This window comes from Streptococcus sp. KHUD_011, assembly GCF_046352925.1.
GTDB lineage: Bacteria > Bacillota > Bacilli > Lactobacillales > Streptococcaceae > Streptococcus.
This window is the reverse complement of the sequence record NZ_CP157578.1, coordinates 1,506,583-1,521,991: the sequence shown is the minus strand read 5'-3', so window position 1 is coordinate 1,521,991 and position 15,409 is coordinate 1,506,583. Positions and strand designations below refer to the sequence as shown.

16 protein-coding genes, 1 tRNA gene and 1 pseudogene are annotated in these 15,409 nt (G+C 39.7%); 11 read left to right on the top strand and 7 right to left on the bottom strand.

What is annotated here, in order from left to right; translation table 11 throughout:
- Positions 1-5 precede the first annotated feature (5 nt).
- Genes trpD through trpA form a run of 5 tightly spaced genes read left to right on the top strand, consistent with a single transcriptional unit; the run spans position 6 to position 4,330 of the window.
- The gene (gene trpD, locus ABKJ27_RS07210) at positions 6-1,010 is read left to right on the top strand and encodes an anthranilate phosphoribosyltransferase (RefSeq protein ID WP_102211401.1); all 1,005 of its coding nucleotides are present in this window, start codon (positions 6-8) and stop codon (positions 1,008-1,010) included.
- Positions 1,007-1,774, top strand: a complete 768-nt coding sequence (gene trpC / locus ABKJ27_RS07205) for an indole-3-glycerol phosphate synthase TrpC (protein ID WP_410011600.1) — start codon at positions 1,007-1,009, stop codon at positions 1,772-1,774. The genes trpD and trpC overlap by 4 nt, the downstream gene beginning before the upstream one ends.
- The gene (locus ABKJ27_RS07200; RefSeq protein WP_410011599.1) at positions 1,761-2,360 is read left to right on the top strand and encodes a phosphoribosylanthranilate isomerase; all 600 of its coding nucleotides are present in this window, start codon (positions 1,761-1,763) and stop codon (positions 2,358-2,360) included. Before trpC ends, ABKJ27_RS07200 begins: the two co-directional genes overlap by 14 nt.
- A complete protein-coding gene (trpB, locus tag ABKJ27_RS07195) occupies positions 2,338-3,561 on the top strand; it encodes a tryptophan synthase subunit beta (protein ID WP_410011598.1) in 1,224 nt (407 codons plus the stop codon). Before ABKJ27_RS07200 ends, trpB begins: the two co-directional genes overlap by 23 nt.
- Entirely contained in the window at positions 3,554-4,330 is a 777-nt protein-coding gene (gene trpA / locus ABKJ27_RS07190; protein ID WP_084926225.1) for a tryptophan synthase subunit alpha, read from the top strand. Before trpB ends, trpA begins: the two co-directional genes overlap by 8 nt.
- Here the strand turns inward: trpA and ABKJ27_RS07185 are convergent.
- On the bottom strand, positions 4,302-4,961 hold the full coding sequence (locus ABKJ27_RS07185; protein ID WP_410011597.1) for a prepilin peptidase: 660 nt from the start codon (positions 4,959-4,961) through the stop codon (positions 4,302-4,304). The genes trpA and ABKJ27_RS07185 overlap by 29 nt on opposite strands.
- A gap of 69 nt (positions 4,962-5,030) precedes the next feature.
- Here ABKJ27_RS07185 and ABKJ27_RS07180 point away from each other — a divergent pair, with 69 nt between their 5' ends.
- On the top strand, positions 5,031-5,486 hold the full coding sequence (locus ABKJ27_RS07180) for a GNAT family N-acetyltransferase (protein ID WP_265471982.1): 456 nt from the start codon (positions 5,031-5,033) through the stop codon (positions 5,484-5,486).
- A gap of 47 nt (positions 5,487-5,533) precedes the next feature.
- Here the strand turns inward: ABKJ27_RS07180 and ABKJ27_RS07175 are convergent, their stop codons facing one another.
- Positions 5,534-6,679: a low temperature requirement protein A gene (locus tag ABKJ27_RS07175; protein WP_150922471.1), complete on the bottom strand. Its 1,146-nt coding sequence runs from the start codon at positions 6,677-6,679 to the stop codon at positions 5,534-5,536.
- An 803-nt stretch (positions 6,680-7,482) separates the two neighbouring features.
- Here ABKJ27_RS07175 and ABKJ27_RS07170 point away from each other — a divergent pair.
- The gene (locus ABKJ27_RS07170) at positions 7,483-8,772 is read left to right on the top strand and encodes a DUF308 domain-containing protein (RefSeq protein WP_410011596.1); all 1,290 of its coding nucleotides are present in this window, start codon (positions 7,483-7,485) and stop codon (positions 8,770-8,772) included.
- Between the two features lie 9 nt (positions 8,773-8,781).
- Positions 8,782-9,870, top strand: a complete 1,089-nt coding sequence (locus ABKJ27_RS07165) for an AI-2E family transporter (RefSeq protein WP_410011595.1) — start codon at positions 8,782-8,784, stop codon at positions 9,868-9,870.
- A gap of 271 nt (positions 9,871-10,141) precedes the next feature.
- Here the strand turns inward: ABKJ27_RS07165 and ABKJ27_RS07160 are convergent, their stop codons facing one another.
- A complete protein-coding gene (locus tag ABKJ27_RS07160; protein ID WP_410011594.1) occupies positions 10,142-10,657 on the bottom strand; it encodes a DUF308 domain-containing protein in 516 nt (171 codons plus the stop codon).
- 168 nt (positions 10,658-10,825) lie between these two features.
- On the opposite strand from ABKJ27_RS07160, the gene ABKJ27_RS07155 reads away from it, so the two are divergent.
- On the top strand, positions 10,826-12,082 hold the full coding sequence (locus ABKJ27_RS07155; protein WP_153226325.1) for an ISL3 family transposase: 1,257 nt from the start codon (positions 10,826-10,828) through the stop codon (positions 12,080-12,082).
- Positions 12,083-12,434: 352 nt separating this feature from the next.
- Here the strand turns inward: ABKJ27_RS07155 and ABKJ27_RS07150 are convergent.
- Both ABKJ27_RS07150 and ABKJ27_RS07145 read right to left on the bottom strand, forming a co-directional pair.
- Positions 12,435-12,507, bottom strand: a tRNA-Lys gene (locus ABKJ27_RS07150).
- Between the two features lie 264 nt (positions 12,508-12,771).
- The gene (locus ABKJ27_RS07145) at positions 12,772-14,043 is read right to left on the bottom strand and encodes a replication-associated recombination protein A (protein ID WP_153226326.1); all 1,272 of its coding nucleotides are present in this window, start codon (positions 14,041-14,043) and stop codon (positions 12,772-12,774) included.
- Positions 14,044-14,451: 408 nt separating this feature from the next.
- Between ABKJ27_RS07145 and ABKJ27_RS07140 the strand changes: the two genes are divergently transcribed.
- Both ABKJ27_RS07140 and ABKJ27_RS07135 read left to right on the top strand, forming a co-directional pair.
- A complete protein-coding gene (locus tag ABKJ27_RS07140) occupies positions 14,452-14,649 on the top strand; it encodes a hypothetical protein (protein ID WP_001098072.1) in 198 nt (65 codons plus the stop codon).
- Positions 14,650-14,651: 2 nt separating this feature from the next.
- Positions 14,652-14,978: a hypothetical protein gene (locus ABKJ27_RS07135; protein WP_084888805.1), complete on the top strand. Its 327-nt coding sequence runs from the start codon at positions 14,652-14,654 to the stop codon at positions 14,976-14,978.
- A gap of 17 nt (positions 14,979-14,995) precedes the next feature.
- On the opposite strand, the gene ABKJ27_RS07130 is transcribed toward ABKJ27_RS07135, so the two are convergent.
- Together ABKJ27_RS07130 and ABKJ27_RS07125 are read right to left on the bottom strand one after the other, a co-directional pair.
- Positions 14,996-15,223 carry a CPCC family cysteine-rich protein gene (locus ABKJ27_RS07130; RefSeq protein ID WP_410012144.1) on the bottom strand — a complete coding sequence of 76 codons (228 nt, stop codon included), beginning with the start codon at positions 15,221-15,223 and terminating at the stop codon, positions 14,996-14,998.
- A pseudogene (locus ABKJ27_RS07125) lies at positions 15,209-15,400 on the bottom strand (CPCC family cysteine-rich protein); the annotation flags it as partial. The gene ABKJ27_RS07130 and the pseudogene ABKJ27_RS07125, both read right to left, overlap by 15 nt.
- Between the last annotated feature and the right edge of the window lie 9 nt (positions 15,401-15,409).

Genomic DNA, 15,409 nt, shown 5'->3' with positions numbered 1-15,409 from the left:
CTAGGATGAAAGAGATTATTGAAAAACTAGCAAAATTTGAAAATTTATCAGGTGTGGAAATGACGGATGTCATTGAGCGTATCGTAACTGGCCGTGTAACGGAGGCGCAGATTGCTTCTCTCCTTTTGGCTCTTAAGATGAAGGGGGAAACACCTGAAGAGCGCACAGCCATTGCTCAAGTCATGAGAGGCCATGCCCAACACATTCCAACTGAAATTCATGATGCCATGGACAACTGTGGTACAGGTGGAGACAAATCCTTCAGCTTTAACATTTCCACAACTGCAGCCTTTGTCTTGGCTGGTGGCGGTGTTCACATGGCCAAACACGGTAACCGCTCGATTTCTTCTAAATCTGGTTCTGCAGATGTCCTCGAAGCCTTGGGTATCAACCTAGATCTCAAACCAGCTGAACTAGGTAAGGTCTTTGATAAAACTGGAATCGTCTTTCTCTTTGCTAAAAATATGCACCCAGCAATGAAATACATCATGCCAGCTCGTTTGGAATTGGGAATTCCAACCATTATGAACTTGACTGGTCCCCTGATTCACCCAATGGCCTTGGAAACACAGCTTCTTGGAATTAGTCGTCCAGAACTTCTAGAAAGTACAGCTCAGGTTTTGAAAAATATGGGTCGCAAACGTGCCATCGTGGTTGCTGGGCCAGAAGGACTGGATGAAGCTGGTTTGAACGGAACAACCAAGATTGCTCTTCTTGAAAATGGCGAAATCACCTTGTCAAGCTTTACTCCAGAGGATTTGGGAATGGAAGGCTATGCTATCGAAGATATTCGTGGAGGCAATGCTCAGGAAAATGCAGAAATTTTGCTCAGCGTTCTTAAAAACGAACCAAGTCCATTCTTGGAAACTACAGTTTTAAATGCAGGTCTTGGTTTCTATGCTAATGGTAAGGTAGCTAGTATCAAGGAAGGAGTTGCCTTGGCCCGTCAAGTAATTGCTAGTGGCAAGGCCCTTGAAAAACTCAGACTGTTACAGGAGTACCAAAAATGAGTCAGGAATTTTTAGCACGAATCTTAGAGCAGAAGGCGCGTGAGGTCGAGCAGATGGAGCTGGAGGAAGTCCAGCCCCTGCGCCAGACTTATCGCTTAGCTGACTATCTAAAACAACATCAAGACCGTTTACAGGTAATCGCAGAAGTCAAGAAGGCTAGCCCTAGTCTGGGAGATATCAATCTAGATGTGGATATTGTGCAACAGGCTCAGACTTATGAAGAAAACGGCGCAGTGATGATTTCTGTTCTGACAGATGAAGTTTTCTTTAAAGGACATTTGGATTATCTACAGGAGATTTCCAGTCAGGTACAGATTCCAACGCTCAACAAGGACTTTATCATCGATGAAAAGCAAATCATCCGTGCTCGCAATGCTGGTGCGACAGTTATCTTACTCATTGTCGCTGCCTTGTCAGAAGAACGTGTCAAGGAACTCTATGACTACGCGACAGAGCTTGGTCTGGAAGTCTTGGTGGAGACTCACAATCTAGCTGAACTAGAAGTGGCCCACAGGCTTGGTGCTGAGATTATTGGGGTTAATAACCGCAACTTGACCACCTTTGAGGTCGACTTGCAGACCAGTGTAGATTTGGCTAAACATTTCAAAGATGATTGCTTGTACATTTCTGAATCTGCTATTTTCACAGGGCAGGATGCGGAACGAGTAGCACCATACTTTAACGGAATTTTGGTAGGGACAGCTCTTATGCAGGCAGAAGATGTAGCCCAGAGAATCAAGGAGTTGCAGATTGACAAAGGTTAAAATTTGCGGATTATCTACCAAAGAAGCGGTGGAAACAGCTGTTTCAGCAGGAGCAGACTACATCGGTTTTGTCTTCGCACCTAGTAAAAGACAGGTGACCTTGGATCAGGCTACTGAGCTGGCAAAGCCCATTCCTGCTAATGTTAAGAAGGTTGGCGTATTTGTTTCACCAAGTCGGGCAGAATTGCTAGAAGCGATTGAAAAAGTTGGCTTGGACTTGGTTCAAGTTCACAGTCAGGTGGCAGATGATTTGTTTGAGAATTTGCCTTGTGCCAGTATTCAGGCTGTGCAGGTAGATGGAGAGGGTCATGTACCCAATTCTCAGTCAGATTATCTCCTCTTTGATGCCCCTGTGGCTGGGAGTGGCCAGACCTTTGATTGGGGTCAACTGAATACGATTGGACTAACTCAGCCTTTCTTTATCGCAGGTGGGCTTAATGAAGACAATGTCGTAAAAGCAATTCAACACTTTACTCCCTATGCAGTAGATGTATCGAGCGGAGTGGAGACAGATGGACAAAAAGATCAGGAAAAGATTAGAAGATTTATAGAGAGGGTAAAGAATGGCATATCAAGAACCAAATAAAGATGGATTTTACGGAAAATTCGGTGGACGTTTTGTCCCAGAAACATTGATGACAGCAGTTTTGGAGTTGGAAAAGGCTTATCGTGAAAGTCAGGCAGACCCAAGTTTCCAAGAGGAATTAAACCAACTTTTGCGCCAGTATGTGGGGCGTGAAACTCCTCTTTACTACGCAAAAAACTTGACCCAGCATATCGGCGGAGCCAAGATTTATCTTAAACGTGAAGACCTTAACCATACAGGGGCCCACAAGATTAACAATGCCTTGGGACAAGTTCTTCTGGCTAAACGCATGGGTAAAAAGAAAATTATCGCTGAAACAGGTGCTGGTCAGCACGGTGTGGCAACTGCAACTGCTGCAGCCCTCTTTAACATGGAATGTACTATCTACATGGGTGAGGACGATGTCAAACGCCAAGCCCTCAATGTGTTCCGTATGGAGCTTTTGGGAGCTAAGGTTGAGGCAGTGACAGACGGTTCGCGCGTGCTCAAGGATGCGGTCAATGCAGCCCTTCGTTCATGGGTAGCTAATATTGATGATACCCACTATATCCTTGGTTCTGCCTTGGGGCCTCATCCATTCCCAGAAATCGTTCGTGACTTCCAAAGTGTTATTGGTCGAGAAGCTAAACAACAGTACCGTGACTTGACAGGTAAAAATCTACCAGATGCCTTAGTAGCCTGTGTTGGTGGTGGTTCTAATGCCATCGGTCTCTTCCATCCATTTGTAGAAGATGAATCAGTAGCTATGTATGGAGCTGAAGCAGCAGGACTTGGTGTGGATACAGAGCATCACGCAGCTACCTTGACCAAGGGTCGTCCGGGTGTCCTTCACGGTTCCCTCATGGATGTGCTCCAAGATGCCCATGGTCAAATTCTTGAAGCCTTCTCGATCTCAGCAGGTTTGGACTATCCTGGTATCGGTCCAGAGCATTCTCACTACCACGATATCAAACGTGCCAGCTATGTTCCTGTGACAGACGAAGAGGCCTTGGAAGGATTCCAACTCTTGTCTCGTGTGGAAGGGATTATCCCAGCCTTGGAATCTAGCCATGCGATCGCCTTTGCAGTGAAATTGGCCAAAGAACTTGGACCAGAAAAGTCTATGATTGTCTGTCTATCAGGTCGTGGGGACAAGGATGTGGTTCAAGTCAAAGACCGCTTGGAAGCAGATGCAGTAAAGAAGGGAGAAACTTATGCCTAAGACACTAACAGAAAAATTAAACGCTATAAAAGCAGCTGGAAAAGGAATTTTCGTTCCTTATATCATGGCTGGTGACCACGAAAAAGGTTTGGATGGACTTGGGGAAACAATCCACTTTTTAGAAGATTTGGGTGCCTCTGCAATTGAAGTGGGCATTCCCTTTTCAGACCCTGTTGCAGATGGACCTGTTATCGAAGAAGCTGGCTTGCGCAGTTTAGCCCACGGGACCTCTACACAGGCTTTGGTTGAAACCTTGAAAACCATTGAAACAGAGATTCCACTGGTCATTATGACCTACTTCAACCCCCTATTTCAGTACGGTGTGGAGAACTTTGTCAAAGATTTGGCAGATACAGCGGTTAAGGGCTTGATTATTCCAGACCTGCCTCATGAGCATGCCAACTTTGTAGAACCATTTTTGGCAGATACAGACATTGCCTTGATTCCCCTAGTTAGCTTGACCACAGGAATTGAGCGCCAGAAAGAGTTGATTGAAGGGGCAGAAGGATTCGTCTATGCAGTTGCCATCAATGGGGTGACAGGGAAATCAGGCAATTACCGTGCAGACTTGGACAAGCACTTGGCACAATTGCATCAAGTGACCGACATCCCAGTTTTAACAGGTTTTGGTGTATCTAGTCAAGCCGATGTAGAACGCTTCAATGCGGTGTCAGATGGTGTTATCGTTGGTTCGAAAATCGTAAAAGCTCTCCATGAAGGAGAGCCGATTCAGGACTTTATCAAACAAGCAGTAGCTTACCAAAAATAATCACACAAGCAGCGAGTAAGAGGAAAGGCACAAAAGGAAGTCTTTCCTTTTTCTTTTGCAGGAGAAAGGCTAGGATGCCCGTCGCAGAAGCAAACTGAATCAAGATGAGTAATTCTGTTGCGCTAAAGACGAGAGCGCAAGAAGCTAAAAAGAGAAAATCCCCTGCGCCCATGCGAATATCGATAAAATGAGCTAACATTCCAAGGATAAGGAAGAAAATCATGACCAGATCCCAGCCAGAGGAAACCATGAGGATTAGGTGGAAAGTCATCCAGACCAGTAAGGGATATTCCTGATGGTGAAAGTCGTAGATGCCCAAGGTCAAACCAGCAGTGATTAGGATGACTTGCCCCAAGGAGAGCCAGCCCCAAGACCAAGCTAGAAAGAGGATTCCTAAGCCTAGTTCAAAAAGAGCATACCAGAATGGATAGCGAGCCTTGCAATAGCGACAGCGAAAACGATTGAAAACCTGCGAGAGAATAGGAATCAAATCTAAGGGACGCAAGCGAGTCTGACAAGAATCACAATGACTAGCTGGTCGGATAATGGATCGCTCAGGAAAACGATCAATGACCAAACCAAGAAAAGAAGCGAGAATGCTCCCGACAAGAAAAAAATAAATATTAATCATACTTATCTATTCGTAAAAAATAGGAGAAGTAGTATAATGGAGAAACATAAACAAGATAGTGAGGTCAAGATGACAATTCGTTTTGAAGAAAATGTGAGCACAGAAAATGCCCAGCTCGTATGCCAATGGTCCAACTCCCTCGGCAAGGCTTTTCAAGAACAATGGATGGGACCAAAGATTCCTTTTCCACTGACAATTCAAGTTTTGCAAGAGTTGGAAGGAATCTTTTCTATCTTTGAAGGAGAAGAGTTTGTGGGGCTTATCCAGAAAATCAGGCTAGAAGACAGTAATCTTCATATTGGGAGATTTTTTATCAATCCCCAGAAACAGGGACAAGGCTTAGGTAGGCAGGCTTTAAGGAAATTTGTTAGTTTGGTCTTTGAAAATGGAGACATAGATAGTATTTCTCTAAATGTCTTCGAGGCAAATCAAGCAGCTCAGCACCTTTATCAAAAAGAAGGATTTGAAATCGTTCAAATAGTTGAAGCACCTGCACGAAAATACCTTATGAAAAAGTTTAGATAGAAATCAAAAAAGCCTTGATTCCAAGGCTTTTTTATGTTATAAACTCATTAAAATAATCCCCAGTTAGATTTGGAATATTTTTTATTCTGTGTCATATAAAAATAAATAAAATGAATGGCTATAGCTAGAGCTAAAATGGTTGTTATACTCACTACTATTATAGGATTAGAAGCAAAGATTAAAGAGAGAATCAAGGCAGCCAGATAGAGTGTCGCTTGGACACAGTAGTAACTTTTCGAATAGCGAAGATAGTGTTTGTTATGGGGCCCATTTACTAGGACAGCAGCTTGAAAGAGGCCAAATCCGATATAAGAGAAGCTGGTTGCAAAGAGACGATTAGCTTCAGGATTCAGAAGAAAACTCATCGAAACGGTCATCATAAGAAGTCCAATGAAAATAGGATAGTGACTGTAAATTAGAAATAGTCCCTTTTGATTAGATTTTTCATCAATAGCATGGTCGAATTGACCAAAATAAAACAAGAACAGAGAAATCATAATAATGAAATAAAGAACCGAATAAATCGAGAAATTCTCGATTGTAAAGAAGTTAGCTAGCTCCGTAATCATCTCTCCAAACATAATAATGACAAGAAGGGAGATGCGCTCGATTAAATGGGGGAGATTTACCTGGTAATGCTTATCTTTATTAAGCAAGATACTTGGCATAATAAATGTTAGCAGAATACTAGCAAATAAGATATAGACTCTAAGGTAAATAGGAAGAAGAGCTGCTAGATAGAATCCTAAACTTCCTAGACCTGTTATCCATAGAAAACCTTTGATACTTTCCCGATTAGCATCATCGGTTGATTTTCTAAAAAATTCAACCAAATATTGAAAAAATAAGGTAAGGGTTAATGTACCAATAGCCCAACAGAGATAATGAAAATATTGTTGCCAATCAGGTCCAATCATATTGGCTATAAAGAGTAAAATTCCCATTTTGATAAACATGATTACTATGTTAAATAAAGAGTTCTTTCCATAGCGATTGGTATAATCGGTTTGAATCATCCAGGAATCGATGAGAAACAAAGTAGCAATGAAAAAATCAAGGAAAGAATTCCAAGTCAAAATACCGTTATGAAGATGGTCAATTAAAGTAGTTACTTTTGAAATTGCAAAAACAAAAACTAGGTCATAAAAAAGTTCTGAAAATTCTACACGTTTATGTTTAATAAGAGTTGTCATCTTAAGACCTTTCTATTTTAGAAGTACAATTTATTATAACAGAAAATGGTAATGAGAGAAAAGGATATGCTTAAATAACTTTATGTGGCGCGAATGAACTGCGCCACAAAAGTTAGGTTTTTTCTGTCTAACTTTTGGGGTGCAGTTCAGAAGGGGTTTTTTTTCTATCGTTTTTTAGTGCTAAGACTACACAAAAAAGCCTTGATTCCAAGGCTTTTCCTGTTGTATTTAGATTCCCCCTACAGGGATTTGGAAAGGACTTTCATATTGAGAGCAATTAAAAATATTGAAATATAAGTGATTTTAGGTATTTTCAATGTCATGATTTAAAAATGGGACAAAAGTGGGGCAAAAACCATACAGATTCTAAACTGTATGGTTCTTTTTTTATCTAACCAAGAGAGGTTAAAACTTATTAAAACAAATGCAATCAACTGTTGAAAACTTTTTAGTCCGTGTAATATAAAAACAAGTAAAAAGTTGAACTATAGGGAATATTGTGTCATAATAGGTAATAGATGAATAATTAATAGATTGGAAATAATGCTTTCTTACCTTAACAAGTTGAATTGGTTATACATTTTTTCGTCGCAATTGTGTCTATCTCTCGAGTTTAGCTAGTTTTTATAAGCTCTGGTTTCTAATCAATATAACAAATTTTAGAAGTGCATAAGACAAGATGGTGACATTACTACAGTCATTTCTAGTCACCATATGTTGCTGGCACAGGCTGTTTGTAGTGTTGGCTATTTACTAGTCAGTTTAATCGGAGTGTTTAATTTTTATTGTTGAAAGGTTTTTATATGGCGAAAATTCTATCTTTAGGTCTGACAGGTAAGAAATTACTTGCTCAGGGTTTCTTATTTGTTCTGCTAGGTCTTATCTTGATGGTTACGGGGACTTGGTTGCCAGTAACGGTTATTCGACTGGTTCTGTTTTTAGCTTGGATAGCAACGGTCTTAGATTTAGTATTACGTATTTTCAAAAAAAGTCAGTCAACGGACACCTTGGGAGTTGCACTGGTTAAATTGTTAGTGCTGGGATATTTGCTAGGCTCGAATCTTGCGACGGATGTGCCGATTTATATTTTGGCTCTTGTGATTGGAGTTTATCAGATTTTTCATGCTACTATCAACCTTGTCACCTATGTTCTCTACCGCAAAAACAAAATTCGACCTCGTTTTCGTCTCTTACTAGATGGACTCGTACTAGTTTTTCTTGGTGGGACTAGTCTTTTGTCCTCTACAGGAAATTCTGTCTTTCAACTCTTTGTATTAGGGGCTTATTTTTTCCTTTATGGTGTGTCCAATATCCGTGACGGTTTCTTGTTTGAGGAGGAAATTGGGAAAAACCATCTCAAACGTCGCATTAGAATTAGCTTACCTATTGTCCTAGCCGCTCTCATCCCTGCAAGAACTTTAGCAAAAGTTAACAAATTTATGCTGGAAAATGCTGATGAGGAAGAAGATATCCATCTTGGAATGGTGAAGTCTGGTAAGACAGCGGAGCTTGAAATTTTTGTTCATACAGCTGAGACCTCTCTGTTTTCGGCAATTGGTCATGTGGATATCTGCTATCAAGGCCGTGTTATTTCTTATGGCAACTATGATCCGTCTTCTGAGACCTTATTTGGCATGGTAGGAGATGGTGTCTTATATTTCTGTGATCGTGACAAGTACATTGACCTATGTAAACGTGAGAGTCAAAAAACGCTTTTTGGTTATGGGATAGATTTGACGCCTGAAATGGAAAAAGCAGTTCAGAAAAAGTTGGCTGAATTGAAACAACTGACGATTCCATGGGAGCCAAGTGCAGATAAAATCATGACAGGTGATGGTAAGGAAGACTACACCTACGCTTATAAAATCAGACATGAGACAGATGGGGAACTTTATAAATTTATCAAATCTAAGTTTAAATCCTACTTTGTCTTATCTACAAACTGTGTGCTCTTGGCTGATACCATAGTCGGTCAGGCTGGCACCGATATCCTCTCACCCAAAGGATTTATCGCTCCAGGAACTTACCAAGCCTACCTTAATCGAGAGTTTGAAAAACCAAATAGTATAGTCGTATCTAAACATGTTTATTAAGGAGAATTTATGAACTTAGTTAAAAAATATACTCCGTTAATCCTTTTTATAGGGCTGGTTGCTCTTGTAATTCTGAATGCATCGAGCTTTATATCAGGAGCAATCTCTCTCTTTGATGTAATATCAACCTTGATTTATGGTGCTGTTATTGCTTTTGTGCTTAATGTTCCTATGAAAAAAATTGAACAGTATTTAGTTAAATTGAAGGTAAAGGCAGAGTTGCGTCGTCCGATTGCCATGGTACTTGTTTTCCTAGCTCTTATCTTAATCGTGATTGCTCTTTTGGTTTTGGTGCTGCCAACCCTAGCTCAGACTATTAGTCAGCTGGGAACAGTCCTTTCAACAGTCCTTACTCAACTTGGGAAATTTCTAGGCAGCTCGGAATTTGTAACCAAAGACATGTTGTCAACTATCGTATCAGGCATACAGGGACAATCTAGTTCTATTAGCCAAGCTTTGATAGGTTTTTTATCAGGTCTGACTAGTAATATCGGCAATATTTTTTCAAGTTTGATGAATGCCTTTTTGATTATAGTCTTCACCTTTTTATTTTTATCCAGTAAGGAACATTTGGCAGCGATGACGAGTCGACTTCTAAAAGTTTTTCTTCCAGAGAAGGTGGTGATAAAGTTGACTTACATTGGACAAGTAGCACTAGAGACTTATGACCAATTTTTGATGAGTCAGCTGATTGAAGCAGTTATCATAGGAGTTATGATAGCGGTTGGTTACAGCGTGTTTGGGATACCCTATGGAGTAATGACAGGTATCTTTGCAGGAGTGCTATCGTTCATTCCTTATGTAGGGCCTATGATTGCTAGTGTTGTGGGAGCGATTTTTATCTTCACAGTGAGTCCTACTCAAGCCTTACTTTCTCTTCTTCTATATCAAGTTATACAGCTGATTGAAGGAAACCTTATTTATCCTAGAGTTGTAGGTCAGTCTATTGGTTTGCCAGCTATTTTCACGCTTGCGGCTGCTAGTATTGGAGGGAATCTTTTCGGACTACTTGGGATGATATTCTTTACACCGATATTTGCTGTTATCTATCGACTGGTTAAAGAATTTGTCGTCGCAAAGGAAAATCAGGTAGATTAAGAAAAACTAAATTTAATAAGATATACTGAGAAGAGAGTGAGAGATTCTCTTCTCTTTTATTTTTAAATACTTTGCTACAAAAAGCTATTGGACGTCAAAAAAAGCCTTGCAACCAAGGATTTTTCCTGTTGATTTAGATGCCCCTACAAGGCTCGAACCTGCGCCCCATAGCTTAAGAGTCTACTGCTCTACCGACTGATCTAAGAAGGCAAATAAAAAGCTGAGAATGTAACTTCCCAGCTTTTTTAATATGCCCAAAATGGCAGCTAGATTATTTACGAAAGGCATCAAGGATATAGGTGAAACCAACAATTAAAAATGCAAAGGCAACGACATAAACGACAAAGACACTTGTAGCTACTGGATTGAACAAAATCACTAGACCTAGTAAAAATGCAAGCAACGCTATCCACATGATATAGTTGCCAATAATAGGGAAAATCAATCCCAGACGATTGCCTTTAAAGAAAGCTATAATGGCTTCTACAATTAACCAAATTCCTAAAATAGTTGGAATGACAACTGGTAGCGTCACAAAGCCATAGGCAACGAGGTAAAGAGCCAAGAGAAGATTAACAATCCCTTGGAAAAGATGAGCTGGTGAGCGAAGCACTTTTGGTACAGAGAAATAGCCTAAAATAGCTGCTATAGAAGCAACCAGTAAACCAAATGCAATCCACCAGCTGTAAGCAACAAGATTAGCTACTGGGTCTGTAAATAGAAAGAGTGCTAAAAGGACAAAAACAACTCCTGCAAGGAATAGCAGTAAACGATTAGAAAATTTCATTTCAATACCCCCTATATAGTATAGTATAGTTTGATAATAAAAATGGCTCTATAATATTTGTAGTGGGTAAATCCCCTATGGATATTATGGAGCCTATTTTGTTGTAGAAAAAAAGTCCCATAAGATCTATAATGAAAAGCGACAAAACAACTCATTAGAAAGATTCATATGGAACAATTACATTTTATCACAAAACTACTCGATATCAAAGACCCTAATATCCAATTTATAGATATCATCAATAGGGATACACACAAAGAAATCATCGCTAGACTGGACTACGATGCTCCATCTTGTCCTTATTGCGGAAGTCAAATGAAAAAATATGACTTTCAAAAACCGTCTAAGATTCCTTACCTCAAAACGACTGGTAGGCCTACTAGAATTCTTCTGAAAAAGCGTCGTTTCAAGTGCTATCATTGCTCGAAGGTGATGGTCGCCGAGACCTCGCTCGTCAAGAAGAATCATCAGATTCCTCGTATTATCAACCAAAAGATTGCGCAAAAGCTGATTGAAAAGACTTCTATGACCGATATTGCCCATCAGCTTTCCATTTCAACTTCAACTGTCATTCGAAAGCTCAATGATTTCCACTTTAAGCATGATTTTTCTCGTCTTCCTGAGATTATGTCCTGGGACGAGTATGCCTTTACTAAGGGAAAGATGAGTTTCATTGCACAAGATTTTGATAATCTCAACATCATCACTGTTCTTGAAGGCAGAACACAGGCTATCATCCGAAATCACTTTCTGCGCTACGAGCGAGCTGTTCGTTGTCAGGTGAAAATCATTACGATGGATATGTTTAGCCCTTACTATGACTTGGCTAAACAGCTTTTTCCAAACGCTAAAATCGTGTTGGATCGTTTCCATATTGTCCAACATCTCAGCCGTGCTATGAGTCGTATGCGTGTCCAAATCATGAATCAGTTTCATCGAAAATCTCATGAATACAAGGCTACCAAGCGCTACTGGAAACTCATCCAACAAGATAGCCGTAAACTGAGTGATAAGCGATTTTATCGCCCTACTTTTCGCATGCACTTAACCAATAAAGAGATTTTAGACAAGCTTTTGAGCTATTCAGAAGACTTGAAACACCACTACAATGTCTATCAGCTCTTACTCTTTCACTTTCAGAACAAGGAGGCAGATAAATTTTTCGGACTCATTGAGGACAATATTAAGCTGGTTCATCCTCTTTTTCAGACTATCTTTAAGACCTTTCTAAAGGACAAAGAGAAAATCGTCAATGCCCTTCAGTTACCCTATTCCAACGCAAAATTGGAAGCGACCAATAATCTCATCAAACTTATCAAACGAAATGCCTTTGGATTTCGGAACTTTGAAAACTTCAAAAAACGAATTTTTATCGCTCTCAATATCAAAAAAGAAAGGACAAATTTCGTCCTTTCTAGATCTTAGCTTTTATTCAACCCACTACAGTTGACAAAGAGCCATAAAAATATTATACACCTTTTTAGAGGAAATGTCAATAAACAAAATGGAAAATTTGGAAGTTTCAGTCTGATTTATGAAAAGAAAATCAGTTTTTATTATTTTGAAAATAAAAAGAGAAGATAAAATTTGTCTTCTCTACATGAAAATATTGTATGGAATCAAAGCAAAAGTAACTGGCTTTACACTATTTGTAAAGATGTAATTTGATTCAAAAAGAAAAGATAGATTTAAAATGTGGGACAAATGATGGGGTAAATCAGTTATAGACAAGCAAAAAAAGCCTTGATTTACAAGGCTTTTTCCTGTTGTATTTAGATGCCCCCTACAGGGATCGAACCTGTGACCCACGGATTAAGAGTCCGCTGCTCTGCCAGCTGAGCTAAGGAGGCAAAGAAAAAAGCTGTATTGGTGCCGAAACTTCACGGTTTGTATTGAACCCGCGCAATTAAGCAGGTGGGCAACTCGCTCTAACTGAAGCTGTTTCCGTGTGAGACGGCCTACATGCTGTTAGAAGACTTTTGTTTCCCTAATAATACAAAAAATAGTCGGTCAACACTTAAGTGTGAAGTCGTACACCACAGCGTTTCTATGTTTATATAATACCACTTTTTCAAAAAAAATCAAGAGGAAAGTGCAATTTTTTGAAAAGGATTTCAGATTTTTCGCAAACGGTCGATAGCTTCCTTTCTTTGAGCCAAAGCCCGTTCATATTTACCAGTATCTTCTGCTTGGAAATAGTGATGATTACGAATTTTTTCTGGTAGATAGTCTTGCTTGACCCAATTTCCAGGGTAGTTGTGTGGATAGAGATAGTCTTGGGCATTCCCCAGTTCCTTGCTTCCACTGTAGTGCCCATCACGCAGGTGTCGCGGAATAGGCAAGTGCCCTGATGTTTTGAGGTCAGCAAGTGCCTTATCCATAGCCACATAAGCTGAGTTGGATTTTGGAGAAAGGGCCAAATCAATCACGACATTGGCAATGAGAATGCGGGCTTCTGGGAACCCAATCTTCTGGGCAGCATCAAGAGCAGTCACGGTGTGAATCTGGGCTTCAGGATTGGCCAAACCGATATCTTCATAAGCGATAACAGTCAAACGACGAGCGAGACTTGGCAAATCACCAGCCTCAATCAAGCGGGCAGCATAGTGAAGACTGGCATCAACATCTGAGCCACGGATAGACTTTTGCAGGGCTGAGAGAACATCATAGTGGCCATCTCCATCCTTATCCATAGTGATGTAGCTCCGCTGCAGACTATTTTCCATGATGTCTAGGGTGATATGGCGGATGCCTTTATCATTCTCAGGGGTAGAGAGAACTGCCAAATCCAGTGAGTTAAAGGCAGAGCGCAGGTCTCCGTTTGTAGAGGTAGCAATGAAATCCAGCGCATCCTCATCTAGTTCTACTGGAAAATCAAAACCACGTTCAGAGTTACTTAGAGCTATCTGAAGAGCCTCTTTGACGTCTTGGTTAGACAGAGGTTCCAACTCAAAAATTTGAACACGGCTACGAATGGCAGGAGTGACAGAAAAGAAAGGATTTTCAGTCGTAGCCCCAATCATGATGACCAGACCACTTTCCAAGAGAGGCAAGAGGAAGTCTTGCTTGGTTTTATCTAGTCTGTGAATCTCGTCTAGTAATAGGACGAGACCACCAGAGAATTTAGCCTCTTCCGCAATTTCTTGCAGTCGTTTTTTACTATCAACTGTCGCATTGAAAGTTCGAAAGGCATATTTAGTAGTCCCAGCGATGGCAGAGGCAATACTGGTCTTGCCGATTCCCGGAGGTCCATAGAGAATCATGGAAGACAGGCGGTTGGCTTCCACCATGCGGCGGATGATTTTTCCTTGTCCGACCAGATGTTCCTGACCGATGACCTGATCGATGGTTTTAGGGCGCATGCGAAGCGCGAGATTGTCTGGCATAGCAGTCCTTTCTAACGTGGATTTTAGTTTCATATTTTTTGAGTAGAATAACTCATCTAATATATCTTACTATGTCCATTCTAGCCTATTAGTTGTGATATTTCAATGGTTTTGTAATATTCAGGGTGTGAGATAGAATTTTTCTGACTATTTAATTTGATAAGGAGAGGTATCAGCATGAAAGAATGGATCTTCCTTAAAGCTCAAAATATGATAGTTGAGTCTAAAGAAGTGGAATTGCTGACTTGAGAAATAATATTGCTAAATGTCATTGTATGAACTATAATGAAAATAGAGGTGATAAGGAATGGAAATAATGGAATTACCAAGTTAGGAAGTTTTCTTGATAAAGTACATAGTAGATATAAATTTAGATAGCAATATTTGAAAAGGAGAAAATGGAACTAGATGAATACTTCAAATTCAAAGCTACTTGAAAATAAGTCATTTATGGAACTTGACGGACTAGTTGGTTTACCAAATGGAGTGAAACCAGCACCTATGAAATACAATCTTGGAAAAATTAACAAATATTTAAACGAAACAGGAAAAGAATTTAAAGAACTGACTGTTCTGGAACTAAAACAATTTGAGAGAGTTAAATAAAGATGGGACTAGATAAAAGATTTGTGGAGAAAGCCTTTGCCAGTGGCAAAGATAGAGTTAATAGAGCGATTTTTGTAAAACCTGAAGAGCTTATTGAACTATCTGATGAAGATTTAAGTTATTTTGGGGAAGGTATTTTTTATTGCTTACCTCGTAGCAAATTTGTAGAAAGTCATAAAGATGAGATTAGAGAGAAATACAATCTTTCTAACGAATTACCAAAGATAAATGGCATCTATTTAGGGATTTTTTTAAAAATGAGGTCATGGGATAGAATTAGAAAAACCAAACCAAGCTTAAAAGAAATTATAAACATGGTTGAAAAGTAAAATAGTAGCTATATATTTTATATTATTGGAATCCCTTTTGCGTAAGCTTCTTTGGCTTCAGCTAGAGTCATCTTATTCGGACCACCGTCTATATTTATAATACCTGTATTTTGCCAACGACAAACGTCACAGATATCATAGTCTATTACGTCATTCCCACAAACAGGACAATGTAGCCAGGTCTCCCCATTAATTACCCAAGTCTTTTGTGATTCATTTATGTCGTTTTTCCTTTTATAAGCCATTTTCGCTTCAGCAAGCGTCATTTTATTAGGACCGCCATCGATATTAAATGCTCCCGTATTTTGCCAATGACAAACATCGCAAATATCATAAGTTTCTACTAAAGTTCCACATACAGGGCAATGCACATGCTCCCAACCATCAATGAAAATTAAATTCTCTTTTTTAGTTTTATTCATAATAAACAA

Excerpts from the sequence above, each read along its gene's own strand:
- ABKJ27_RS07135 (WP_084888805.1), top strand. The coding sequence starts at position 14,652 with ATGGGACTAGATAAAAGATTTGTGGAGAAAGCCTTTGCCAGTGGCAAA.
- ABKJ27_RS07180 (WP_265471982.1), top strand. The coding sequence starts at position 5,031 with ATGACAATTCGTTTTGAAGAAAATGTGAGCACAGAAAATGCCCAGCTC.
- ABKJ27_RS07155 (WP_153226325.1), top strand. The coding sequence starts at position 10,826 with ATGGAACAATTACATTTTATCACAAAACTACTCGATATCAAAGACCCT.
- ABKJ27_RS07185 (WP_410011597.1), bottom strand. The coding sequence starts at position 4,961 with ATGATTAATATTTATTTTTTTCTTGTCGGGAGCATTCTCGCTTCTTTT.
- ABKJ27_RS07175 (WP_150922471.1), bottom strand. The coding sequence starts at position 6,679 with ATGACAACTCTTATTAAACATAAACGTGTAGAATTTTCAGAACTTTTT.
- ABKJ27_RS07140 (WP_001098072.1), top strand. The coding sequence starts at position 14,452 with ATGAATACTTCAAATTCAAAGCTACTTGAAAATAAGTCATTTATGGAA.
- trpD (WP_102211401.1), top strand. The coding sequence starts at position 6 with ATGAAAGAGATTATTGAAAAACTAGCAAAATTTGAAAATTTATCAGGT.
- trpC (WP_410011600.1), top strand. The coding sequence starts at position 1,007 with ATGAGTCAGGAATTTTTAGCACGAATCTTAGAGCAGAAGGCGCGTGAG.
- ABKJ27_RS07145 (WP_153226326.1), bottom strand. The coding sequence starts at position 14,043 with ATGCCAGACAATCTCGCGCTTCGCATGCGCCCTAAAACCATCGATCAG.
- ABKJ27_RS07160 (WP_410011594.1), bottom strand. The coding sequence starts at position 10,657 with ATGAAATTTTCTAATCGTTTACTGCTATTCCTTGCAGGAGTTGTTTTT.
- ABKJ27_RS07165 (WP_410011595.1), top strand. The coding sequence starts at position 8,782 with ATGAACTTAGTTAAAAAATATACTCCGTTAATCCTTTTTATAGGGCTG.
- trpA (WP_084926225.1), top strand. The coding sequence starts at position 3,554 with ATGCCTAAGACACTAACAGAAAAATTAAACGCTATAAAAGCAGCTGGA.
- ABKJ27_RS07170 (WP_410011596.1), top strand. The coding sequence starts at position 7,483 with ATGGCGAAAATTCTATCTTTAGGTCTGACAGGTAAGAAATTACTTGCT.
- ABKJ27_RS07130 (WP_410012144.1), bottom strand. The coding sequence starts at position 15,223 with ATGGCTTATAAAAGGAAAAACGACATAAATGAATCACAAAAGACTTGG.
- trpB (WP_410011598.1), top strand. The coding sequence starts at position 2,338 with ATGGCATATCAAGAACCAAATAAAGATGGATTTTACGGAAAATTCGGT.